Origin of the sequence: Bradyrhizobium sp. NBAIM08, assembly GCF_020193935.1 — a bacterium.
Taxonomy (GTDB): domain Bacteria; phylum Pseudomonadota; class Alphaproteobacteria; order Rhizobiales; family Xanthobacteraceae; genus Bradyrhizobium; species Bradyrhizobium yuanmingense.
The window spans coordinates 510,657-528,207 of record NZ_JADYVR010000004.1 but is presented as its reverse complement, the minus strand read 5'-3'; the positions used below and the strand labels follow the sequence as shown (position 1 = coordinate 528,207).

Sequence of the window (17,551 nt, the reverse complement as noted above, 5' to 3'; positions counted from 1 at the left end):
AAATCTGGCGTTGGCTGGTCAGATGCGACGGGCGGACGCGCTGTTCCACGGTCCCTAGCGACGGCTTACGGCCGGCGAGGATATCGCAGTGCAAACATAGCAGGCCGTAGCCGCAGGTCAAAGCCGGCCGTTTGTCGGCCAGCTTCTATCGGGCCGGCGAGTTCGTCATCCCGGGGCGCGCGTAGCGCGAGCCGGGGATCCATGACCACAGGATTGCGTCGGGCGAAGACTCGGAGTGACCTGCTTCGCGCAAGTATCACTCCCTGTGGTTATGGGTGCCGGGCTCGCTTCGCGCCCCGGGACGACGTCCGTGGGCGAGCCCTTACGGCTTCACATCCCCTGCATGCAGCACCGCCTTGCAGGCTGCCGGCATCTGCGCAAGCGTCATCGGCGGCTTCGGCTTGGGCGGCTCGGGCGGCGGCTTGGGGTGCAGCACCGCATCGGAGAACCAGTAGGCGAGATCGGCGGGCTTGCAGCCTTCGTCCTCGGCCTGTGACGGCTGGCCCTCGCATTCGCCGGCCCCGGCCGGGCAGTGCATGCGGATGTGGAAGTGGTAGTCGTGGCCCCACCAGGGGCGGATCTTCGACAGCCAGGCGCGGTCGCCCTTGGCCTCGCGGCACAGCGCCTTCTTGATCGCGGCGTTGACGAAGATGCGCTGCACGGCGGGCTCTCGCGCCGCGGCGCGCAGCACCAGGACGTGGCCTGGCGTGAACACCTTGGGGTCGATGTCGAGCCGGTCCTGGCGCACCATCATCACCGCCGACATTTCCTCGCGCTCCTCGCGCGAGAGCCGGCGGTCCGGCATCGGCGTCAGCCAGATGTCGGCGTCGAGACCGATCTGGTGGCTGGCATGGCCTGACAGCGCCGGCCCGCCGCGCGGCTGGGCGATGTCGCCGACCAGGATGCCGGGCCAGCCTGCGTCCTTGTGCGCCTTCGCGGCAAGCCGCCTGATCAGCGCGATCATGTCGGGATGACCGTAGCTGCGATTGCGCGACAGCCGCATCACCTGCCAATTGTCGCCGTTGACCGGCATCTGCGCGGCGCCGCCGATGCAGCCCCTGGTGTAGGAGCCGATGACGTGGGCCGGCCCCTTCGATGGCAGCAGCTTGCGCGCGAACAATTCCTTGGCGGCGAGATCGGGGTCGTTGGGATTGGCGAGCGGCGGCAGCGGCTTCGGGTTGATGCTGCCACGGTCCTGGGCCAGCGCGCCACCGGCGCCCAGGCAGACGAACGAGAGCAGGAGGAGGGTGATGCCGCGGCGACTCATGCTGACGCTCTTATAACCCAATGCTGCACCAGGGTTAAGAACGAGGCGACGAGCCCGCCGCCGGCTCATCGCAGCGCGCCCCGAATCGCGTCTCGACCCGCCGTTTCTTAAGGGTGTAATAACCGTATCCTGCATTGACCAAAATTCGTGCGCAGCGCGCAGAAAATATTGCGGTTCGCATGCAATCGCGCGCAATTTCGGAACCGATTCAGGCGCGCGCGCAATTTTGCGCCAGATCGCTCATTGATTGCGGCGCCGCACTCAGTCTGATGGCGCCTGCCGCCGCCCGCCACGCCGCGCAAACAGGCAGTAAGCGCGCCGCGCGCGGACCGCGGCTGGCTAAGATTACTTTTTTTTCAGACACTTGCCTCAAAACTTGCGGCCGCTGGACGCGACTGGGACGAGTGAAGTTGAGTTTGGGGTCTCGAAGAACAAGAAAGCGAAAGCAAAGCACGCTTGCCCGCGCCGGCCAAAAGGCGCGCAAGCCGCGCTTCGCGTGCGCGCACCGTGCCCTTTCCGAACACGACGAAATCCTGCGCAGCCGTGCCGAGGCGGAAGCCGCGATCGCGGAGGCGCGCAAGTCGCATGAGCGCCTGCGCCAGGCCATCGACATCCTGCCGCAGGGCATCGTGTTTCTCGACGCCGAAGGCCGCTACGTCCTCTGGAACAGGAAATACGCCGAGATCTACAGCAAGACCGCCGATCTGTTCGAGGAGGGCGCGCGGCTCGAGGACACGCTGCGCATCGGCGTCGCCCGCGGCGACTATCCCGAGGCCATCGGCAATGAAGAAGCCTGGATCGCAGAGCGCCTGCAAAAACTCTACAAGCCCGGCGCGCGCCACGAGCAGAAGCTGTCGGACGGCCGCGTCATCCTGATCGACGAGCGCTTGACCGATGACGGCGGCGTCGTCGGCCTGCGCGTCGATATCACCGAGCTCAAGCAGCGCGAGGCCTCGTTCCGCCTGCTGTTCGACGGCAATCCCGTGCCCATGATCGTCTGCGCGCTGGACGACGAGCGCATCCTCGGCGTCAACGATGCCGCGGTCGCGCATTATGGCTACAGCCGCGCCGAGTTCGAGCGATTGAAGATCCGGTCTTTGCAGGCGTTCGAAAGCGAGCCGCCCTGGACCGTCGATGGGACCGGCGAGGATCAGGCCGGCCGCACCTGGAAGCACGTCAAGGCCGACGGTGGGCTGATCGACCTTGCGATCTATTCCCGCGAATTGACTTATGCCGAGCGGCCCGCGGTGCTGCTCGCGCTGATGGACATCACCGAGCGCAAGCGCGCCGAGGCGCGACTCGCCTTCATGGCCCAGCATGACGGGCTGACCGGTCTGCCCAATCGCAGCCTGCTGCGGCAGCAGATGGACGAGATGCTGCTGCACACGCGCCGCGGCTCCGAGAAGGTCGCGCTGCTGATACTAGGGCTCGACAATTTCAAGGCGGTCAACGACACGCTGGGGCACGCGGTCGGCGACAAGCTGCTGCGCGGCGTCGCCAAGCGGCTGCGTTCCACCTTGCGCGACGAGGATGGGCTGGCCCGGCTCAATTCCGATGAGTTCGCGGTTCTGCAGAGCGGATTGGCTCGGCCGGAAGATGCGGTGGGTCTCGCAAAACGCCTCCTTGCGGCCATTGCCGATCCCTATCTGCTCGACGGTCACTCCGTGGTGATCGGTGCCTCGATCGGCATTGCGATGGCGCCGGGCGACGGCGAGGATTCCGAAAAGCTGCTCAAGAGCGCCGACATGGCGCTGTCGCGCGCCAAGCTGGATGCGCGTGGCAGCTTCGCCTTCTTCGAGGCCGCGCTCGATGCGAAGGCGCAGAGCCGCCGCAAGATCGAGGTCGAGCTGCGCGATGCGATCCAGAATGACGTGCTGCGGCCGTACTACCAGCCGCTGATCGACCTCGCGAGCGGCCGCATCACCGGCTTCGAGGCGCTGGTGCGCTGGCTGCATGCCGAGCGCGGCATGGTGTCGCCGGCCGAGTTCATTCCGGTCGCCGAAGACACCGGCCTGATCAATCCGCTCGGCGGGCTGATGCTGCGCCGGGCCTGCCTCGACGCCGCGGCCTGGCCCGACGACGTCCGCGTCGCGGTCAACCTGTCGCCACTCCAGTTCCGCAGCGGCAATCTGCTCTCGATGGTTACTGACGCGCTGAAGCATTCCGGCCTGGCGCCGCGCCGGCTCGAGCTCGAGATCACCGAGACGCTGCTGCTGGAGAAGAGCGCGCAGGTGCTGGCGACGCTGCATGCGCTGCGCGCGCTCGGCGTGCGCATCTCCATGGACGATTTCGGCACCGGCTATTCCAGCCTCAGCTACCTACGCAGCTTCCCGTTCGACAAGATCAAGATCGACCAGTCCTTCGTGCGCGATCTCGCGGCCAACCGCGAGGCCCAGGCGATCATCCGCTCGATCGTCAGCCTCGGCAAGGGCCTTGGCGTCACCATCACCGCCGAAGGCGTCGAGACCGAAGCCGAGCTCAGCTGCCTCCGCGCCGAAGGCTGCCATGAGGGCCAGGGCTTCCTGTTCAGCAAGGCCCGGCCGAATGCGGAGATCGTCAGCCTGCTGGCCGCACAGCGCGGCATCGACGGCGACGAGGATGCCGCGCTGGTGGCGTGACCGCTCGCCTCCACGATATCTAAGAACGTACCGCTTCGCCCATCGGCCTCTCCCGCCTTGCCCGGCGCCAGCAGCCTTGATCTGCCTCAACAACGAGGCCAAAGGCCGGGGCGCATGACAGCGCGGCGTCGGTCAATTTCCGTTTGGAGGTTCGGACGGATAATGGCCCGGGCGCGCCACCCGTAAATTTCCCAAGTGCGGACCGTCAGCTGCCGTCGTTAAGTCGTGCGGTCGTGGGGTCGCACCATGAAGTCACCGAAGCCGAAGCAATGGGCCGAGCAGGAGGTTCGACGGCTGGTCACGCTGGCCCGGCAGGGCATTGGGGTATCGAAGATTGCCGCCGAACTGGGCCGCCACGCCGGATCAGTCAGGCGAATGGCGCGAGCGAAAGGAATATTGTTGAAGAAATAGTCGCCGGTAGGGCAGGCGCTGCCTGATCGACGAGGCGCGTGGACGGCGCCCTACAGCCCGAAGCCTCGGCCGATGTCCCGCACAAGGCTGGGCGCAGCCTCAGTATTGCGACCATGGGAGAGCGCTCGATCGAGCCGAGACAAGATGCCTTTTCCGAAGAGCGCTATAGCGATGCTTCTGAGCATGGTTGTGGATCGGGTTTGAACGATGCTGCGAAAGTTCAAAACGGCCCCAGCCGCAGGATGGGGTAACAGCCGGGGCCGGCATTCCCATTCCAATGTGCCGCATCGGCGGTGGGCGGCACTCTTCAGGTTAGGCACACAGAAGCTAACAAATTATTCTGTTTCGCTCTCACCTCGCGTCGGCCGTGGCCGATTGTATCATAGCGTGCTCACGGTGAAGCGGTGAGCGAACCGAGCAATGGTCGACATGCTCGAGCGGCGCATCATTGGCCAAGTGCTCCCAATATTCAGCTTCCGCGAGTAGTTTCCAACCTCGATCCGGATGACGCGCGGCTGTCTGACGGCACAATAATGCCATCGCGCGCAGGCGACCCGCAGTATCCATCTGCTCCTCCCATTATATTCTTGTTGATTGCACCCTATTTTCTTTTTTTGCGTCGGAGTCATTACGATTATGTCGCAAAACTAATTTCCACTTTTCGAAGCGCGACTCGACTTTCGTTGCGGCTACAAATCGCGCATCGAACACAACTGGCGCAATTCAGCTCGTATCGGTAGATCGAGACCGGACCATCAGGCTTCGTGCTTACTAATCAGAACTGGCAAGAACGGCGAGATACTCGCGCCCGTCCGTCGGCGATGGGTTCCGCAAGAGCTCGAACTACCACCACGCGTCGGGCTCTCCGCGGCGATTGCCATGGTGTGGACCAGGTCTAGGTCCGCTCGATGAGCACCCGCTCCATGATGATCGTGCGTTCGTCCCCATAATAGCTGTCGCGCACGGCATTGAACCCCAGTCGCGCATAGAAGGTCTCTGCAGTGACCGATGAAGGGACCGTCAAGGACGGAATGTTCCGCTCGCGCGCCGTGCGCTCGATCTCGGCCATCAGCAGCTTGCCGATCCCGCGGGCCTGAACGTCCGGAGCAACGAAGACTGTGCGGACGACGCTTCCGTCGAGGCTTGCCGTTCCGACCAGGCGGCCGCCGATCGTGGCGACGAAAACGGTACGCTGCCCGATCAGCCGGCGCACGGCATCCGGGCCGAAGCTGGGCTCGATCCGCGCGATGATCTCCGCCGTATAGTCCTTCGCATTCGTTTCGCGCAGCGCACGCAAGATGACCGCGCTGATGGCCGCGGCGTCATCGTCGAGCGCGGGCCGGATGCTGCATTCCATGAACTGCTCCGCCGAAGCTTCGCGAATGACTGGATTTGAGCCCGCCTCACGGCGCGGTAATCGGCGGATTTTCAACGACCCGTCACTCGATCACGTCGTCCGTCAGCACGAGGATGGTGGGCGGGATCGTCACGCCAAGCGCCCGCGCGGTCTTGAGATTGACGGCCAGTTCGAATTTGGTTGGCAGCTGGATTGGCATATTTGCCGGCTTTTGTCCCTTCAGGATCAGATCAACATAGCCCGCGGCGCGACGAAACAGGTCGCCGATGTCGGCGCCATAGCTGATCAGAGCGCCGGCATGCGCGAACTCCTTCTGCTGGCCGATGACGGCGATCTTCATGTCGATGCCGATACGGCAAATTGCGTCCTGCATCGCGGCGGTCATGTAGTCGCGAATGACAATCACGGCGTTGCCGCCGGCGCCCGCGAGCACGTTGAATTGCTCGGCAACCGCCGCCGGCGATGCGCTCGTCAGTCCGAGGCGCACCGGTTCGAGCCCGGCGCGTCGTGCTTCCTCGATGGTTTGCGCGCCCCAGGCGCTGAAGGTCGGGTCCGTCGCATTGTTCAAGACGCCGATCCGCTTCAGCGAGGGCAGGATCTCCCGGATCATCTCGATGCGCTTGGCCGACATCTCCTCGCCGAACGCGGCGAAGCCGGTGAGGCTGCCGCCCGGCCGCGCGAGGCTCTGAAACAATTCAGGGTCGCTTTGCACCGCAGGCAGCGCCACGGCGACGACGGGAATATTGGTTTTCCTGATGATCGCGCGTGCTGCGGCCGGGCCGGGCGAAAGCAGCACGTCCACCTGTCTGGCCACGAGGTCGTCGATCAATGCAAGGCCCCGCGACACATCGCCGGCCGTCGAGTGGGCCTCGATGACGATGGTGCGGCCCTCCACGTAACCCAGCTCGGCCAGCGCCTTCCGGAACGGAACGAGCACCGCATTGTCGATTTCCGGCGTGGCAAATCCGACGAATCCCACGACCGGAACGCGCTTTTGGGCCAAGGCTTCGCGCGCCGATATCGCCGTCATTCCCAAGAAGCTCAGAAACGTCCGCCGCCTCATTTGGCCTCTCGCGATGCCAGAACGATCTGATCACAAGGGCAATGGTACACGAAGATAATCGGTGCCAGAAGGCAGGAAGTAGGATGACCGAGGGAGGCGAAATCCATCAAACTTACATTTATGCAAAGTCAGATCCGGTATTCGCCACTGTCCGGTGTCACGCCGTCGCGCGGCTAAGATCGAGCGATGGCCTGCGCCGCGTCGGAAAACTCAGCGCCACCGCGACCGCCGCAAGCCCGATCGCGAAGGAGCCGGCGTGCAGCCAGGTGTATTGCTGGAAAGTATCGAACACGATCCCGCCGGCCCAGGGCCCGAGCGCCATGCCGAGGCTGGCGAAGGCCGACACGGCACCGAACACCGTGCCCATAATGCGCGGGCCGAAGAACTCGCGGACCAGCACCGCATAGAGCGGCATCACCCCACCATAGGCGAGGCCGAACACGACCGAGAGCGCGTAGAACTCGCCGAGCTGCGCCACGGCCAGATAGGTCGCGATGCACATCGCCTGCACGAACAGCCCGCCGACAAGGACCGGTTTCGCCCCGATGCGATCGGCCAGCACGCCCAGCAGCAGGCGTCCGCCGAGGCCTGAGACGCCGGCGACGCTATAGACCGTCACCGCCGTGAGCGGAGCGATGCCGCAGACCATCGCATAGGACACCATGTGGAAGATCGGGCCGGAATGCGCCGCGCAGCAGGCGAAATGCGCCGCTGCGAGCGCGATGAATTGCGGCGTGCGCAATGCCTGCGCCGCGTTCATCTCGGCCGCCGGCGCCGCGTCGGTGGTCGCGGAGCCCGCGGCTGCCGGCGCCGGACGCACCAGGAAGCAGGCGGGGATCAACAGCGCCCAGGAAGCGATGCCAATCGTCAGCATTGCGGTGCGCCAATCATACGCCGTGATCAGCCAGCTCGCGGCCGGCGCGACCGTCACCGGCGACACGCCCATGCCGGCCGAGACCAGCGCCACGGCGAGGCTGCGGTTCTTCTCGATCCAGGCGCTCGCGAGCGCCATCATTGGCGCGTAGAAGCTGCCCACCGCGATGCCGATCAGCACGCCGAAGCAAAGCTGGAATTGCCACAGGCTTGCTGCCTGGCTCGCGGTGACGAGACCTAGTCCCAGCAGAACGCTTCCCGAGAGCACCACGATGCGGGTGCCGAACCGGTCCGACAGCGTGCCCCATAGGAATGCGGCGAATCCCATAAAGAGGAAATCCAGCGTCGCGGCAGCCGACACCCCGGCGCGCGACCAGCCCATCGCCTCCGAGATCGGCTGCAGGAACACCGCCAGCGACAGCATCGTGCCGAACCCGATGCAGGTCATCAGCGCGCCCGCGGCGACAACGACCCAGCCATAGTCGAAGCGTGACGGCTTGCTCATGCGTTTCCTTGGCGCTTTTGCTCTTGTTGATGGTGCGCGGCAGGGATGGTGACTGATCCGCGGGGCGAGAGCAAGGCGGGTTGCCACCGCAGGCTGACACGGCCCGCCCGCAATGATAGCATGCCGCGCGTCACCAGCCTGCGATGTTGTTCTCGTGAAGCGCACACCCACCAACGTGCGGGGAGGCAAGTGCAATGAACTGGGGAGCGTCGTTTAGGCCGCGCGGGTGCCGCCGGCTTTTCCTGCCCGTCATTTTTGCTTCCGCGGTCTGGTCGCCCCTGGCGTGCGCGCAGGACGTCCGAAGCGTGCCCGCCGCGCCGGGACCGGTCTTTTCGGATAGCGGTCCCGATGCCGAGCTCTACGGTGCGGCTGAGGGCTATCCGGTCGGCACGCGCGGAGCCGCTCCCCCGCTCGACAAGCTCGTCGGCAGCTACAGCCATTTCGGCGAGATCTATCCCTCGCGCCGGGTCGCTCGCGCGACGACGCCCTGGCAATTCAAGCGCGCGCCGGAGCCACAGGTCACCTACAGTTTTGGCACCGAAAAGCTCGGCATCGCGGACTACCTCAGGCGCAATCCGGTGACGGGACTGCTGATCGCCAGGGACGACACCATCCTCTACGAGCATTATCAATATGCGCGGACCGACCATCACCGCTTTGTCTCGCAGTCCATGGCCAAGACGCTGGTGGCCATGCTGGTCGGGATCGCGGTCTCGGAGGGACGGATCAAGTCGATCGACGACCTTGTCTCGACCTATGTCGGCGGCCTTGCCGGTACTGAATATGGCAACACGTCCATCCGCGCCTTGTTGAACATGTCGTCGGGCGTCGAATTCTCGGAAGTCTATGACGGGAACGACGACATCGCCCGGCTTGGGCGGGCCTTGTTCGCCGGCCCGCCGAAAGATCCCGCCGCCATCGTCGCGCAGTTCAACACGCGGACCGCGCCGCCAGGCACCAAATTCCACTATGCCAGCGTTGAAACGGAGATACTCGGCTTGGTCCTGCGCGCCGCCACGGGCACGCCGGTCGCTGACTATCTCCACGACCGGATCTGGGACCCCATCGGCACCGAGGCGGACGCCTCCTGGGTGATCGACGGCAGCGGGCAGGAGATCGCCTATTGCTGCTTCAACGCGACCTTGCGCGATTATGCGCGCTTGGCCCGGTTGCTCGCCCATGACGGCGCCTGGGAAGGCCGGCAGCTGATCCCCCGGCAGTGGCTGCTGGATGCCACGACCGTCAGGCCAGAGGAGGGTCATCTCGCTCCGCGCGTGGCCACGCGCTATTTCGGCTACGGCTATCAGGTGTGGCTCCTCCCCGGCGAGCAGCGCCGATTTGCCCTCATCGGCATTCGCGGTCAGCTCATCCTGGTCGATCCCGCCTCCAAGCTCGTCATGGTGCACACGGCCGTTCGCCAGAAGCCGAACGAACCCGGAGCCTTCAGGGAGCCGCTCGCGTTGTGGTCTGCTGTGCTGCAGCAGCTCGGGCAATGATCAATTGCTGATGCCTGCCAATGGCATACAGCCGCGCTGGCGCGGTCGGTCGCGTCGGAAAGCCGCGGTTGCATTGAACCTGTCCGGCTTCCGGGAGCACCAATGGCGCGTAAGTCCCAATAGCCGCGACGAGGGAAGGCGCGATGAGGACCTTGACAGCATCGATTTGCGTCGCAGTCACAGCGCTCGCCTTGAGCCTGTCGTTCGGCGTGCCGTCCCATGCCGAAGAGGACGAGGCGGGCACGCTGGCCCGGCAGATGAAGCAGCTTTATCGGGCCGGGAAGTACATGGAAGCACTGCCTCTGGCCCAGAAGTCGCTGGCCCTTCGCGAGAAGGAGTTCGGCCCCGATGATGCGCACGTCGCGATGCCGCTGAACGACCTCGGCACGATCCATTACAATCTCGGCCAATACGCCGTTGCCGAACCGCTGTACAAGCGCGCGCTGGCCATTGACGAGAAGACACTCGGTCCGAATCATGCCGAAGTCGCGATGGTGCTGAACAATCTCGGCGATCTCTACCGTGCGGAAGAGCGTTACGCCGAAGCGGAGCCGGTGCTCAAGCGGTCGATCGCCATTCACGAGAAAAGCGGTGATCCATCGATCGTGATGGCGTTGAGCAATCTGGGCGCTGTCTACAGCCATCAGGGCCGATACGATGAGGCTATACCGCTGTTCAAGCGAGGCCTCGCCGTGCTGCAGAAGGCGCTCGGTCCCGACGACCCCGAAGCCACGGTGCTGATGAACAATTTGGCCGACGCCTATATCAATCGCAATCGCTATGCCGATGCCGAGCGGCTGCTGAAGCGGTCGATGGCGGTGACCGAGAAGGCGTTCGGCCCGGATCATCCCGACATCGCCCAGGCACAGAACAATCTGGCTGCGCTCTATGGGCGCCAGGGCCGTAACGCGGAGGCCGAGCGGCTGTTCAAGCGGTCGGCGGCCACTTTCGAGAAAACCCTCGGCCCTGACCATCCGGATCTCGCCGGCGTTCTGGAAAACCTCGCCGGTCTCTACAAGTATCAAGGCCGCTATGCCGATGCCCAGCAGGCCCTGAAGCGGTCGATGGCCATCCGAGGGAAGACGAGGCCGATCTGACGAGCAGCGCAGGATGGTAGTGCGACTTGTCCGCCGCAGCCCGAAGAGCGAAGCTGGCGGGCAGGGCTATCGCATTAGAGAGTTTTTCCCTGCGGCCATCCTTCGAGACGCCCGCTTGAGCAGTCTCCTCACAGGATGAGGGCGGAGTCCGCGGCAGCAGTTTCAACAGGCACCGACGCCCAATGAGCCTCATCCTGAGGAGACGCGTCAGCGTCGTCTCGAAGGACGAGGCGTGCGCGCAGGCACACTTCGCTTGCCCACACCACAACTTCTCCAACTTTTTTGCACATTGACGCCGGACCATGTCGGCGTGAGCCGGTCTCGATCGTCCTTGGGTCGACACGTCGCGGACGTGCTGGAAATGGACCCGGCACACGTGGCGAGATTCCGTCAACTCGAGCGTCAAAGTCGCAACTGGAGCAATGCCCATGAGGATCACTGTCGAAACCAGCGTAGCCGCCCCGATCGATCAGGTCTGGCGTGCCTATACGACGCCAGCCGACATCGTGAAGTGGAATGCCGCGTCCGACGACTGGCATACGACCAGTGCGACGGTCGACCTGCGGGACGGCGGCGCCTTCTCGTCGCGGATGGAGGCCAAGGACGGCAGCATCGGCTTCGACTTCGCCGGCACCTACACCAAGATCGTCGAACACAAGCGGATCGAATACGCGTTCGGCGATCGAAAGGCCGAGGTCGAGTTCGTGCCCGGCCCGAAGAGTGTTGTCGTCGGTGTCGTCTTCGACGCCGAAACCGCACTCGGTCGAACAGCAGCAGGGCGGCTGGCAGGCGATCCTCGACAATTTTGCGCGATACGTCGAGGCAAAGAGGAAATCGTGATCGATTAGCAGCGAACGTGGATGCCTGCATCGCACACGCTGCGATGCAGGTGCCATGCTTCAGCGCGGCCATGAAGCTTCCTGCGGCATGTCGACCTTGCCGAATTGCCGCATCTTCTTCTTGCCTTCGCGTGCCGCTAAGATCGAACTATTTCTTGTTGCCCATGTGATGAGGCGACGACGTGCCGGGGCCGCCCGTGTAGTGATGACCGCCTGATTGAGCGTTGGCAGAGGTGCCGGTCTTTTCTTTCTTGCCCATGTGGTGCGGAACTTCTGTCTTGGGTCCGCCGCTGTAGTGATGGCCGTTCTTTTCCTTGTCGGTGGATTGAGCCGTGGCGGGTACGGCCAGCAGGGAAACAATGCCGATTGTGGCGAGAAGCGTCTTGGTGATCATGTTCGGTCCTCCAGGTTGCGAAGGTCCACGATACGCATCGGCGCAACGTCGGTCTTGACGAATCTCAAGGTACGATCGGTTGCTAATTGTCTCGCGCGCTCAGCTCCCGCGAGCCTTTGATCTGCGTCAAAAGCGATGGTGGCGGTGCTCCTATGCTGCGGGGATTGAGAGGAGCGCGCCCATGCCGGTGCAGGATCATTCCGCTTATCGACAGCGGCATGCCGCGGGCATGTCCATGAGAGCCAAGGCTGGCCTGGTCCTGATCGGATTCCTGGCCATCGCCGGCGTGCTGCTGTTCAGCGAGCACAGGGCTCACGTGCTGGGGCTCCTGGTCTGGCTGCCGCTCCTTGCCTGTCCGCTGATGCATTTCTTCATGCATGGCGGCCATGGTCACCGTCACGGTGGCGGCCGGCCAAACGATTCGAGGAGCGCGTGATGCACGACATTCCGCCTGCTTACGGCCTCTGGAGCCTCGTCACCGTCAACTCGGCGGTGTTCATCCTGTTTTCCTACAGCTTCTTCAAGCCGCAGACCTCGCGCGACTGGCGCTCCTTCGGCGCCTTCAGCGCGTTCCTGGTGGCGCTGTTCGCGGAGATGTACGGTTTTCCGCTCACCATCTATTTCCTGTCGGGTTGGCTGCAGTCGCGCTACCCGAACGTCGACTGGTTCTCGCACGACGCCGGTCATCTGCTCGAGATGATGTTCGGCTGGAAGACCAATCCCCACACGGGGCCGTTCCATGTCGTCAGCTTCATCTTGATCGGCGCCGGGTTCATCCTGATCTCCCTCGCCTGGAGGACGCTGTACGAGGCGCAGCAGACCCGGAGCCTCGCCACCACCGGTCCTTACAGCTACGTCCGGCATCCGCAATATGTCGGCTTCGTGCTGGTGATGTTCGGCTTCCTGTTGCAATGGCCGACGATTCTGACCTTGGCGATGTTTCCGGTGTTGACCGTCATGTACGTGAAGCTCGCCAGGGACGAGGAGCGTGAGGCCCGGAGCGAGTTCGGCGAGGCCTATGCCCGGTATGCCGCGCAGGTGCCGGCCTTCATTCCCCATCTCAACCGGCGATCCGGTCATAGCTCTTCTGGCGGCTATCGTCACGGCTGACCTTCGCGAGGAGATGCCTGCAAACGGCGCTAGCTTTAAAGGACGTCAATGAGCGTTCCCGTCTTCACCGCAAAGGCGCTGACTAAGATCTATGTCTCCGGCGAGGTGATGGTGCATGCCCTCAACGAGGTCGACCTCGACATTCCCGAGAAGGAAGTGGTCGTGCTGCTCGGCCCCTCCGGCAGCGGCAAGACGACGTTGCTCAACATCATGGGCGGCCTCGACCGTCCGACCAGCGGCCGGCTGTTCTTCCGCGATCTGGACCTAACGGACCAGGAGGACCGCGAACTCACGAAGTACCGCCGCGATCACGTCGGCTTCGTCTTCCAGTTCTACAATCTGGTGCCCAGCCTCACGGCCTACGAAAACGTCGCGCTGGTCACCGAAGTCGCCAAGAATCCGATGCGGCCGGCCGACGCCCTCGCGCTGGTCGGACTCGAAGCGAGGATGCATCACTTTCCCGCCCAGCTCTCCGGCGGCGAGCAGCAGCGCGTCGCCATCGCCCGCGCGATCGCGAAGCGGCCGGCGGTGCTGCTCTGCGACGAGCCGACCGGGGCGTTGGATTCGAAGACCGGCATCCGCGTCATCGAGGCGCTGCTTGGCGTCAACCGGCAGCTCGGGACCACTACAGTCATCATCACCCACAACGCCAGCATCCAGGAGGTCGCCGACCGAGTGCTGTTCTTCGCCGACGGTCGCATCTCCCGCATCCGGACCAACGAGGCCCGGCGGGAGGCCGCCGAGCTCACCTGGTGACGACATGAAGGTGCTAGACATCAAGCTGCTTCGTGACGTCAGACGGCTCTGGGCGCAGGTGCTCGCGGTCGCGCTGGTCGTCGGCGGCGGGGTTGCGACGCTGGTGCTCGCGGTGGGCTCGCACCGATCGCTGGAGGAGACCCGGATCGCTTATTACGAGCGTTACGGCTTTGCCGATGTGTTCGCGCAGGCGAAGCGGGCACCGAAGGCGCTCACCGACAGGATCGGCGAGATCCCAGGAGTCGCCGCCATCGACACCCGTATCGCCAAGCCGGCGCTACTCGACATTCCCGGTTTCTCCGCGCCGGCCAGCGCGCAGTTCGTTTCGCTGGCCGACACGGGTGAGCAGCATCTCAACCGGCTCTACATGCGCTCCGGGCGGTTCCCGGCGCCGGGACGGACTGAAGAGGTCGTCGTCAACGAGCCGTTCGCTCGGGCGCACGGTTTCGTCGAGGGGGCGCGGTTCTCCGCCATCCTCAACGGCAGGAAGCGCGAGCTCGTCATCGTCGGCATCGCGCTGTCGCCCGAGTTCGTTTACACGGTCGGACCGGGCGACCTGATGCCGGACGATCGCCGCTATGCCATCGTCTGGATGTCGGAGAAGGTGCTTAGCGCTGCCTACGATCTCGACGGCGCCTTCTCGGCGGTCGCGGTCAAGCTGCAGCCCGGCGCCTCCGAGCGCGATGTGGTCCGGCGACTGGACGCCCTGCTCGATCCTTATGGCGGGCAGGCGGCGCATGGCCGCAAGGACCAGACCTCGCACGCCTGGCTCGATCATGAACTCGACATGCTCAACAACATGAGCCGCACGCTGCCGCCGATCTTCCTGCTGGTCGCGGCCTTCCTCGTCAATCTCACCTTGACCCGGCTGGTCGCGCTCGAGCGCGAGCAGATCGGCCTGCTGAAGGCGCTGGGTTATTCAGACGGCAGCATCGTGCTGCACTATTTCAAGTTCGTTGCCTTCATCGTCGTGGTCGGCATCGTGTTGGGCGGCATCGTGGGCACCTGGCTCGGTTTGCACGTCACCGCGCTGTTCGGCGACTTCTTCCACTTTCCGTTCCTGGTGTTCGCGAAGGCACCGGACGTTTATCTCACGGCAGGTGCGCTTAGCGCGGCGGCTGCGGCGATCGGCGCATTCCGTGCGTTGCGCGAGGTGGTGAAGCTGCCCCCGGCCGTCGCCATGCAGGCGCCGGCTCCGCCGGTCTATCGCCGGCTGCTTTCGGCGCGCATCCAGCTCGACCGGATCGTGTCGCAGCCGACGCTGATGATGATCCGCAACATCGCCCGGCATCCGGTACGGGCCTTCTTCACGGCGCTCGGCATGGCGCTGGCCACCGCGATCCTAGTCGTCTCGCTGTTCACGCGGGACAGCATGGAGCATCTGACCGATGTGACCTACTTCCTCGCCGACCGGCAGGACGCAACCATCGGCTTTGCCGAGAAGCGGATCGCAAATGTCGTGGAGCAGGTGAGCCGGCTTCCGGGCGTTCTCGCCGCCGAGCCGTTCCGCGAGGTGCCGGTCCGGATCCGCCACGGCAACGTCGAACGGCGCATCGTCATCAGCGGCCGACCGGCTGCTGCCCACCTCAGGCGCATCATCGACGTCGAGCTTCGGCCGGTCATCCTGCCGGAGACGGGCCTCGCCATCTCCGGCATGCTCGCGCATATCCTCGGCGTCGGACCAGGCGATAGCGTCGAGGTCGATCTGTTGGAGGGCGCCAGGCGATCCGTGACGGTGCCGGTCGTCGCGACCGTCGAGGACTACTTCGGGATTAGGGGCATGATGGAGATCGAGGCGTTGCACAAGCTGATGCGCGAGGCGCCCGTCGTCACTAGCGTCAATCTCAGCCTCGACGAGAACCGGACGGAGGACTTCTACACGGCGGTGAAGTCCATACCGACGGTCGGCGGCGTGGCGCTGCAGCGCGTTTCGCTGGCGAACTTCCGCAAGACCGTCGCGCTGCTCGTCACCACGATGGCGAGTATCTACACGGGCCTTGCCGGCGTGATCGCGTTCGGCGTCGTCTACAACAATGCGCGCATTTCGCTGTCCGAACGGGCGCGCGAACTGGCCAGCCTGCGCGTGCTCGGCTTCACGCGCGGCGAGGTGCTGCGCATCCTGCTGCTTGAGCTCGCCATCCTCACCCTGATCGCCCAACCGCCCGGTTGGCTGATGGGCTACGGCCTCGCCTGGGTAATGAAAACGAACCTTGCCGGCGAGTTGATGCGCGTCCGCCTCGTCGTCGAGCACTCGACTTACGTGATCGCCACGTCCGTCGTGGTGCTGGCCGCCATCGTTTCCGCCGCCGTGATCCGAGAACGCATCGACAGATTGGACCTTGTTGCGGTCCTCAAGACGCGAGATTAGCCATGCCCGCCAACTGGACCAAACGCATCATCGGCGCCGCGCTCGCTGCTGCGATCCTCGCAGGCCTCGCTTGGTTCGCCTGGCCCCGACCGGTTCTGGTCGATCTCGCGACCGTCGCGAAGGGGCCGATCGAGGTCACGGCGGACGACGACGGCAAGACCCGCGTGCGCCACGTCTACACGGTGTCGGCGCCGATCGCGGGCAAGGTCTTGAGAATCTCGCATCCGCTCGGCGAGCAGGGGCCTTCGCTCCATGTCGGCGACGACGTCGTCGCTAACCAGACCGTCGCCCTGATGCAACCGACGCTGCCCGGCTTCATCGATGCGCGATCGCGCGATCAGCTGCAGGCGGAGGTCCTGGCCGCAGACGCCGCGATCCAGCAGCAGGAAGCTGAAGTGCAGCGGATCGAAGCCGCGCTGGATTTTTCGCGGGCCGAGTTCCAGCGGGTGCAGACGCTGTTGCGGACGCAATCCACCTCGGCCCAGGCCTACGACAAGGCGAAATTCGAGGTCGCCACCAACGAGGCCGCCCTGAGAGGTGCCAAGGCCCAGGTCGAGATGCGCCGCGCAGTGCGGACCAGCCTGGCGGCCCGGCTGATGGACCCGGCAAGCGCTATCCCTCCCGCGGAGCCGACCTGCTGCATCCGTGTGCTGGCGCCGACAAGCGGACGGGTATTGAAGATCATCCAGGACAGCGAGACGACGGTTCTGCCCGGGACGCCGCTGGTTGATATCGGCGACCCGTTCGATCTCGAGGTCGTGGCCGACCTGCTCTCGACTGACGCGGTCCAGATCAAGGTCGGCGCGCCGGTCCGGATCGATGGCTGGGGCGGTCAGCCCATCGCGGGAAAGGTGGTCCGGGTCGACCCGGCCGGTTTCCTGAAAGTCTCCGCACTCGGCACCGAGGAGCAGCGGGTCCGCGTGACCATCGATTTCACCGACCCGCCCGAGAAGTGGGGCACGCTCGGGCACGACTATCGTGTTATCGTTCACGTGACGACATGGAGCGCGACCGAGTCGCTGACCGTGCCGGTGAGCGCTTTGTTCCGAAAAGGCGACCAATGGGCGGTTTTCGCCGACGAGAACGGCCGTGCAAGAACTGTCCCGGTCCGCATCGGCCACCGGAATAACCGCGTGGCCGAAGTTCTCTCCGGACTAGCTGCAGGTGATCGCGTCGTGTTGCACCCGAGCGACCGGATCATCGAGGGCATCAGGATCGCGAAGAGGGGCGAGGAATAGATACACGGCTGAGAGGCAAGCGTTCGATGATGCCACCATACCCCTGTTTTGCCCGACGGGTCAAACCGACTTCGTAGAATCGAAAAAGCACAATGCCGCCAAGAGGGCGGCTACTGTGCATGGGGTTGTTTTCGCACTTTTTTGTTTGCCGTCGGGAGA

14 protein-coding genes and 1 pseudogene are annotated in these 17,551 nt (G+C 64.5%); 10 read left to right on the top strand and 5 right to left on the bottom strand.

The window, feature by feature from the left end; all coding sequences use genetic code 11:
• Positions 1–322: 322 nt before the first annotated feature.
• Entirely contained in the window at positions 323–1,267 is a 945-nt protein-coding gene (gene mepA / locus I6F37_RS17175) for a penicillin-insensitive murein endopeptidase (protein ID WP_225147220.1), read from the bottom strand.
• A gap of 410 nt (positions 1,268–1,677) precedes the next feature.
• On the opposite strand from mepA, the gene I6F37_RS17170 reads away from it, so the two are divergent.
• The gene (locus I6F37_RS17170; protein ID WP_225152087.1) at positions 1,678–3,885 is read left to right on the top strand and encodes a bifunctional diguanylate cyclase/phosphodiesterase; all 2,208 of its coding nucleotides are present in this window, start codon (positions 1,678–1,680) and stop codon (positions 3,883–3,885) included.
• Between the two features lie 246 nt (positions 3,886–4,131).
• Positions 4,132–4,296, top strand: a complete 165-nt coding sequence (locus tag I6F37_RS17165; RefSeq protein ID WP_162131183.1) for a helix-turn-helix domain-containing protein — start codon at positions 4,132–4,134, stop codon at positions 4,294–4,296.
• An 895-nt stretch (positions 4,297–5,191) separates the two neighbouring features.
• On the opposite strand, the gene I6F37_RS17160 is transcribed toward I6F37_RS17165, so the two are convergent.
• The 3 genes from I6F37_RS17160 to I6F37_RS17150 form a co-directional block, all read right to left on the bottom strand.
• Positions 5,192–5,653, bottom strand: a complete 462-nt coding sequence (locus I6F37_RS17160) for a GNAT family N-acetyltransferase (protein WP_036014210.1) — start codon at positions 5,651–5,653, stop codon at positions 5,192–5,194.
• An 82-nt stretch (positions 5,654–5,735) separates the two neighbouring features.
• Complete coding sequence (locus tag I6F37_RS17155; protein ID WP_036014208.1) at positions 5,736–6,683, bottom strand: ABC transporter substrate-binding protein; 948 nt, start codon at positions 6,681–6,683, stop codon at positions 5,736–5,738.
• Between the two features lie 190 nt (positions 6,684–6,873).
• On the bottom strand, positions 6,874–8,094 hold the full coding sequence (locus tag I6F37_RS17150; RefSeq protein WP_036014207.1) for an MFS transporter: 1,221 nt from the start codon (positions 8,092–8,094) through the stop codon (positions 6,874–6,876).
• 305 nt (positions 8,095–8,399) lie between these two features.
• Between I6F37_RS17150 and I6F37_RS17145 the strand changes: the two genes are divergently transcribed.
• From I6F37_RS17145 to I6F37_RS17135, 3 genes and pseudogenes are all read left to right on the top strand, one after another.
• A complete protein-coding gene (locus tag I6F37_RS17145) occupies positions 8,400–9,590 on the top strand; it encodes a serine hydrolase (protein WP_225152085.1) in 1,191 nt (396 codons plus the stop codon).
• Positions 9,591–9,733: 143 nt separating this feature from the next.
• Entirely contained in the window at positions 9,734–10,687 is a 954-nt protein-coding gene (locus I6F37_RS17140) for a tetratricopeptide repeat protein (RefSeq protein WP_225152083.1), read from the top strand.
• A 428-nt stretch (positions 10,688–11,115) separates the two neighbouring features.
• Positions 11,116–11,527: pseudogene (locus I6F37_RS17135) on the top strand (SRPBCC family protein).
• Positions 11,528–11,674: 147 nt separating this feature from the next.
• On the opposite strand, the gene I6F37_RS17130 reads toward I6F37_RS17135, so the two are convergent.
• On the bottom strand, positions 11,675–11,920 hold the full coding sequence (locus I6F37_RS17130) for a hypothetical protein (RefSeq protein WP_036014203.1): 246 nt from the start codon (positions 11,918–11,920) through the stop codon (positions 11,675–11,677).
• Between the two features lie 181 nt (positions 11,921–12,101).
• On the opposite strand from I6F37_RS17130, the gene I6F37_RS17125 reads away from it, so the two are divergent.
• The 5 genes from I6F37_RS17125 to I6F37_RS17105 are packed head-to-tail and all read left to right on the top strand — an operon-like array spanning position 12,102 to position 17,392.
• Positions 12,102–12,356: a DUF2933 domain-containing protein gene (locus I6F37_RS17125; RefSeq protein ID WP_036026429.1), complete on the top strand. Its 255-nt coding sequence runs from the start codon at positions 12,102–12,104 to the stop codon at positions 12,354–12,356.
• Entirely contained in the window at positions 12,356–13,030 is a 675-nt protein-coding gene (locus I6F37_RS17120; RefSeq protein WP_225152081.1) for an isoprenylcysteine carboxylmethyltransferase family protein, read from the top strand. The genes I6F37_RS17125 and I6F37_RS17120 overlap by 1 nt, the downstream gene beginning before the upstream one ends.
• A 48-nt stretch (positions 13,031–13,078) precedes the next feature.
• Positions 13,079–13,786, top strand: coding sequence for an ABC transporter ATP-binding protein (locus tag I6F37_RS17115; protein WP_225152079.1), 708 nt, complete (start codon positions 13,079–13,081; stop codon positions 13,784–13,786).
• A gap of 4 nt (positions 13,787–13,790) precedes the next feature.
• A complete protein-coding gene (locus tag I6F37_RS17110) occupies positions 13,791–16,154 on the top strand; it encodes an ABC transporter permease (RefSeq protein ID WP_036026435.1) in 2,364 nt (787 codons plus the stop codon).
• Positions 16,155–16,156: 2 nt separating this feature from the next.
• Positions 16,157–17,392 carry an efflux RND transporter periplasmic adaptor subunit gene (locus I6F37_RS17105; RefSeq protein ID WP_225152077.1) on the top strand — a complete coding sequence of 412 codons (1,236 nt, stop codon included), beginning with the start codon at positions 16,157–16,159 and terminating at the stop codon, positions 17,390–17,392.
• The last annotated feature ends 159 nt before the right edge of the window (positions 17,393–17,551 follow it).

Excerpts from the sequence above, each read along its gene's own strand:
- I6F37_RS17140 (WP_225152083.1), top strand. The coding sequence starts at position 9,734 with ATGAGGACCTTGACAGCATCGATTTGCGTCGCAGTCACAGCGCTCGCC.
- I6F37_RS17105 (WP_225152077.1), top strand. The coding sequence starts at position 16,157 with ATGCCCGCCAACTGGACCAAACGCATCATCGGCGCCGCGCTCGCTGCT.
- I6F37_RS17110 (WP_036026435.1), top strand. The coding sequence starts at position 13,791 with ATGAAGGTGCTAGACATCAAGCTGCTTCGTGACGTCAGACGGCTCTGG.
- I6F37_RS17165 (WP_162131183.1), top strand. The coding sequence starts at position 4,132 with ATGAAGTCACCGAAGCCGAAGCAATGGGCCGAGCAGGAGGTTCGACGG.
- I6F37_RS17125 (WP_036026429.1), top strand. The coding sequence starts at position 12,102 with ATGCCGGTGCAGGATCATTCCGCTTATCGACAGCGGCATGCCGCGGGC.
- I6F37_RS17130 (WP_036014203.1), bottom strand. The coding sequence starts at position 11,920 with ATGATCACCAAGACGCTTCTCGCCACAATCGGCATTGTTTCCCTGCTG.
- I6F37_RS17120 (WP_225152081.1), top strand. The coding sequence starts at position 12,356 with ATGCACGACATTCCGCCTGCTTACGGCCTCTGGAGCCTCGTCACCGTC.
- I6F37_RS17150 (WP_036014207.1), bottom strand. The coding sequence starts at position 8,094 with ATGAGCAAGCCGTCACGCTTCGACTATGGCTGGGTCGTTGTCGCCGCG.
- mepA (WP_225147220.1), bottom strand. The coding sequence starts at position 1,267 with ATGAGTCGCCGCGGCATCACCCTCCTCCTGCTCTCGTTCGTCTGCCTG.
- I6F37_RS17155 (WP_036014208.1), bottom strand. The coding sequence starts at position 6,683 with ATGACGGCGATATCGGCGCGCGAAGCCTTGGCCCAAAAGCGCGTTCCG.
- I6F37_RS17160 (WP_036014210.1), bottom strand. The coding sequence starts at position 5,653 with ATGGAATGCAGCATCCGGCCCGCGCTCGACGATGACGCCGCGGCCATC.
- I6F37_RS17115 (WP_225152079.1), top strand. The coding sequence starts at position 13,079 with ATGAGCGTTCCCGTCTTCACCGCAAAGGCGCTGACTAAGATCTATGTC.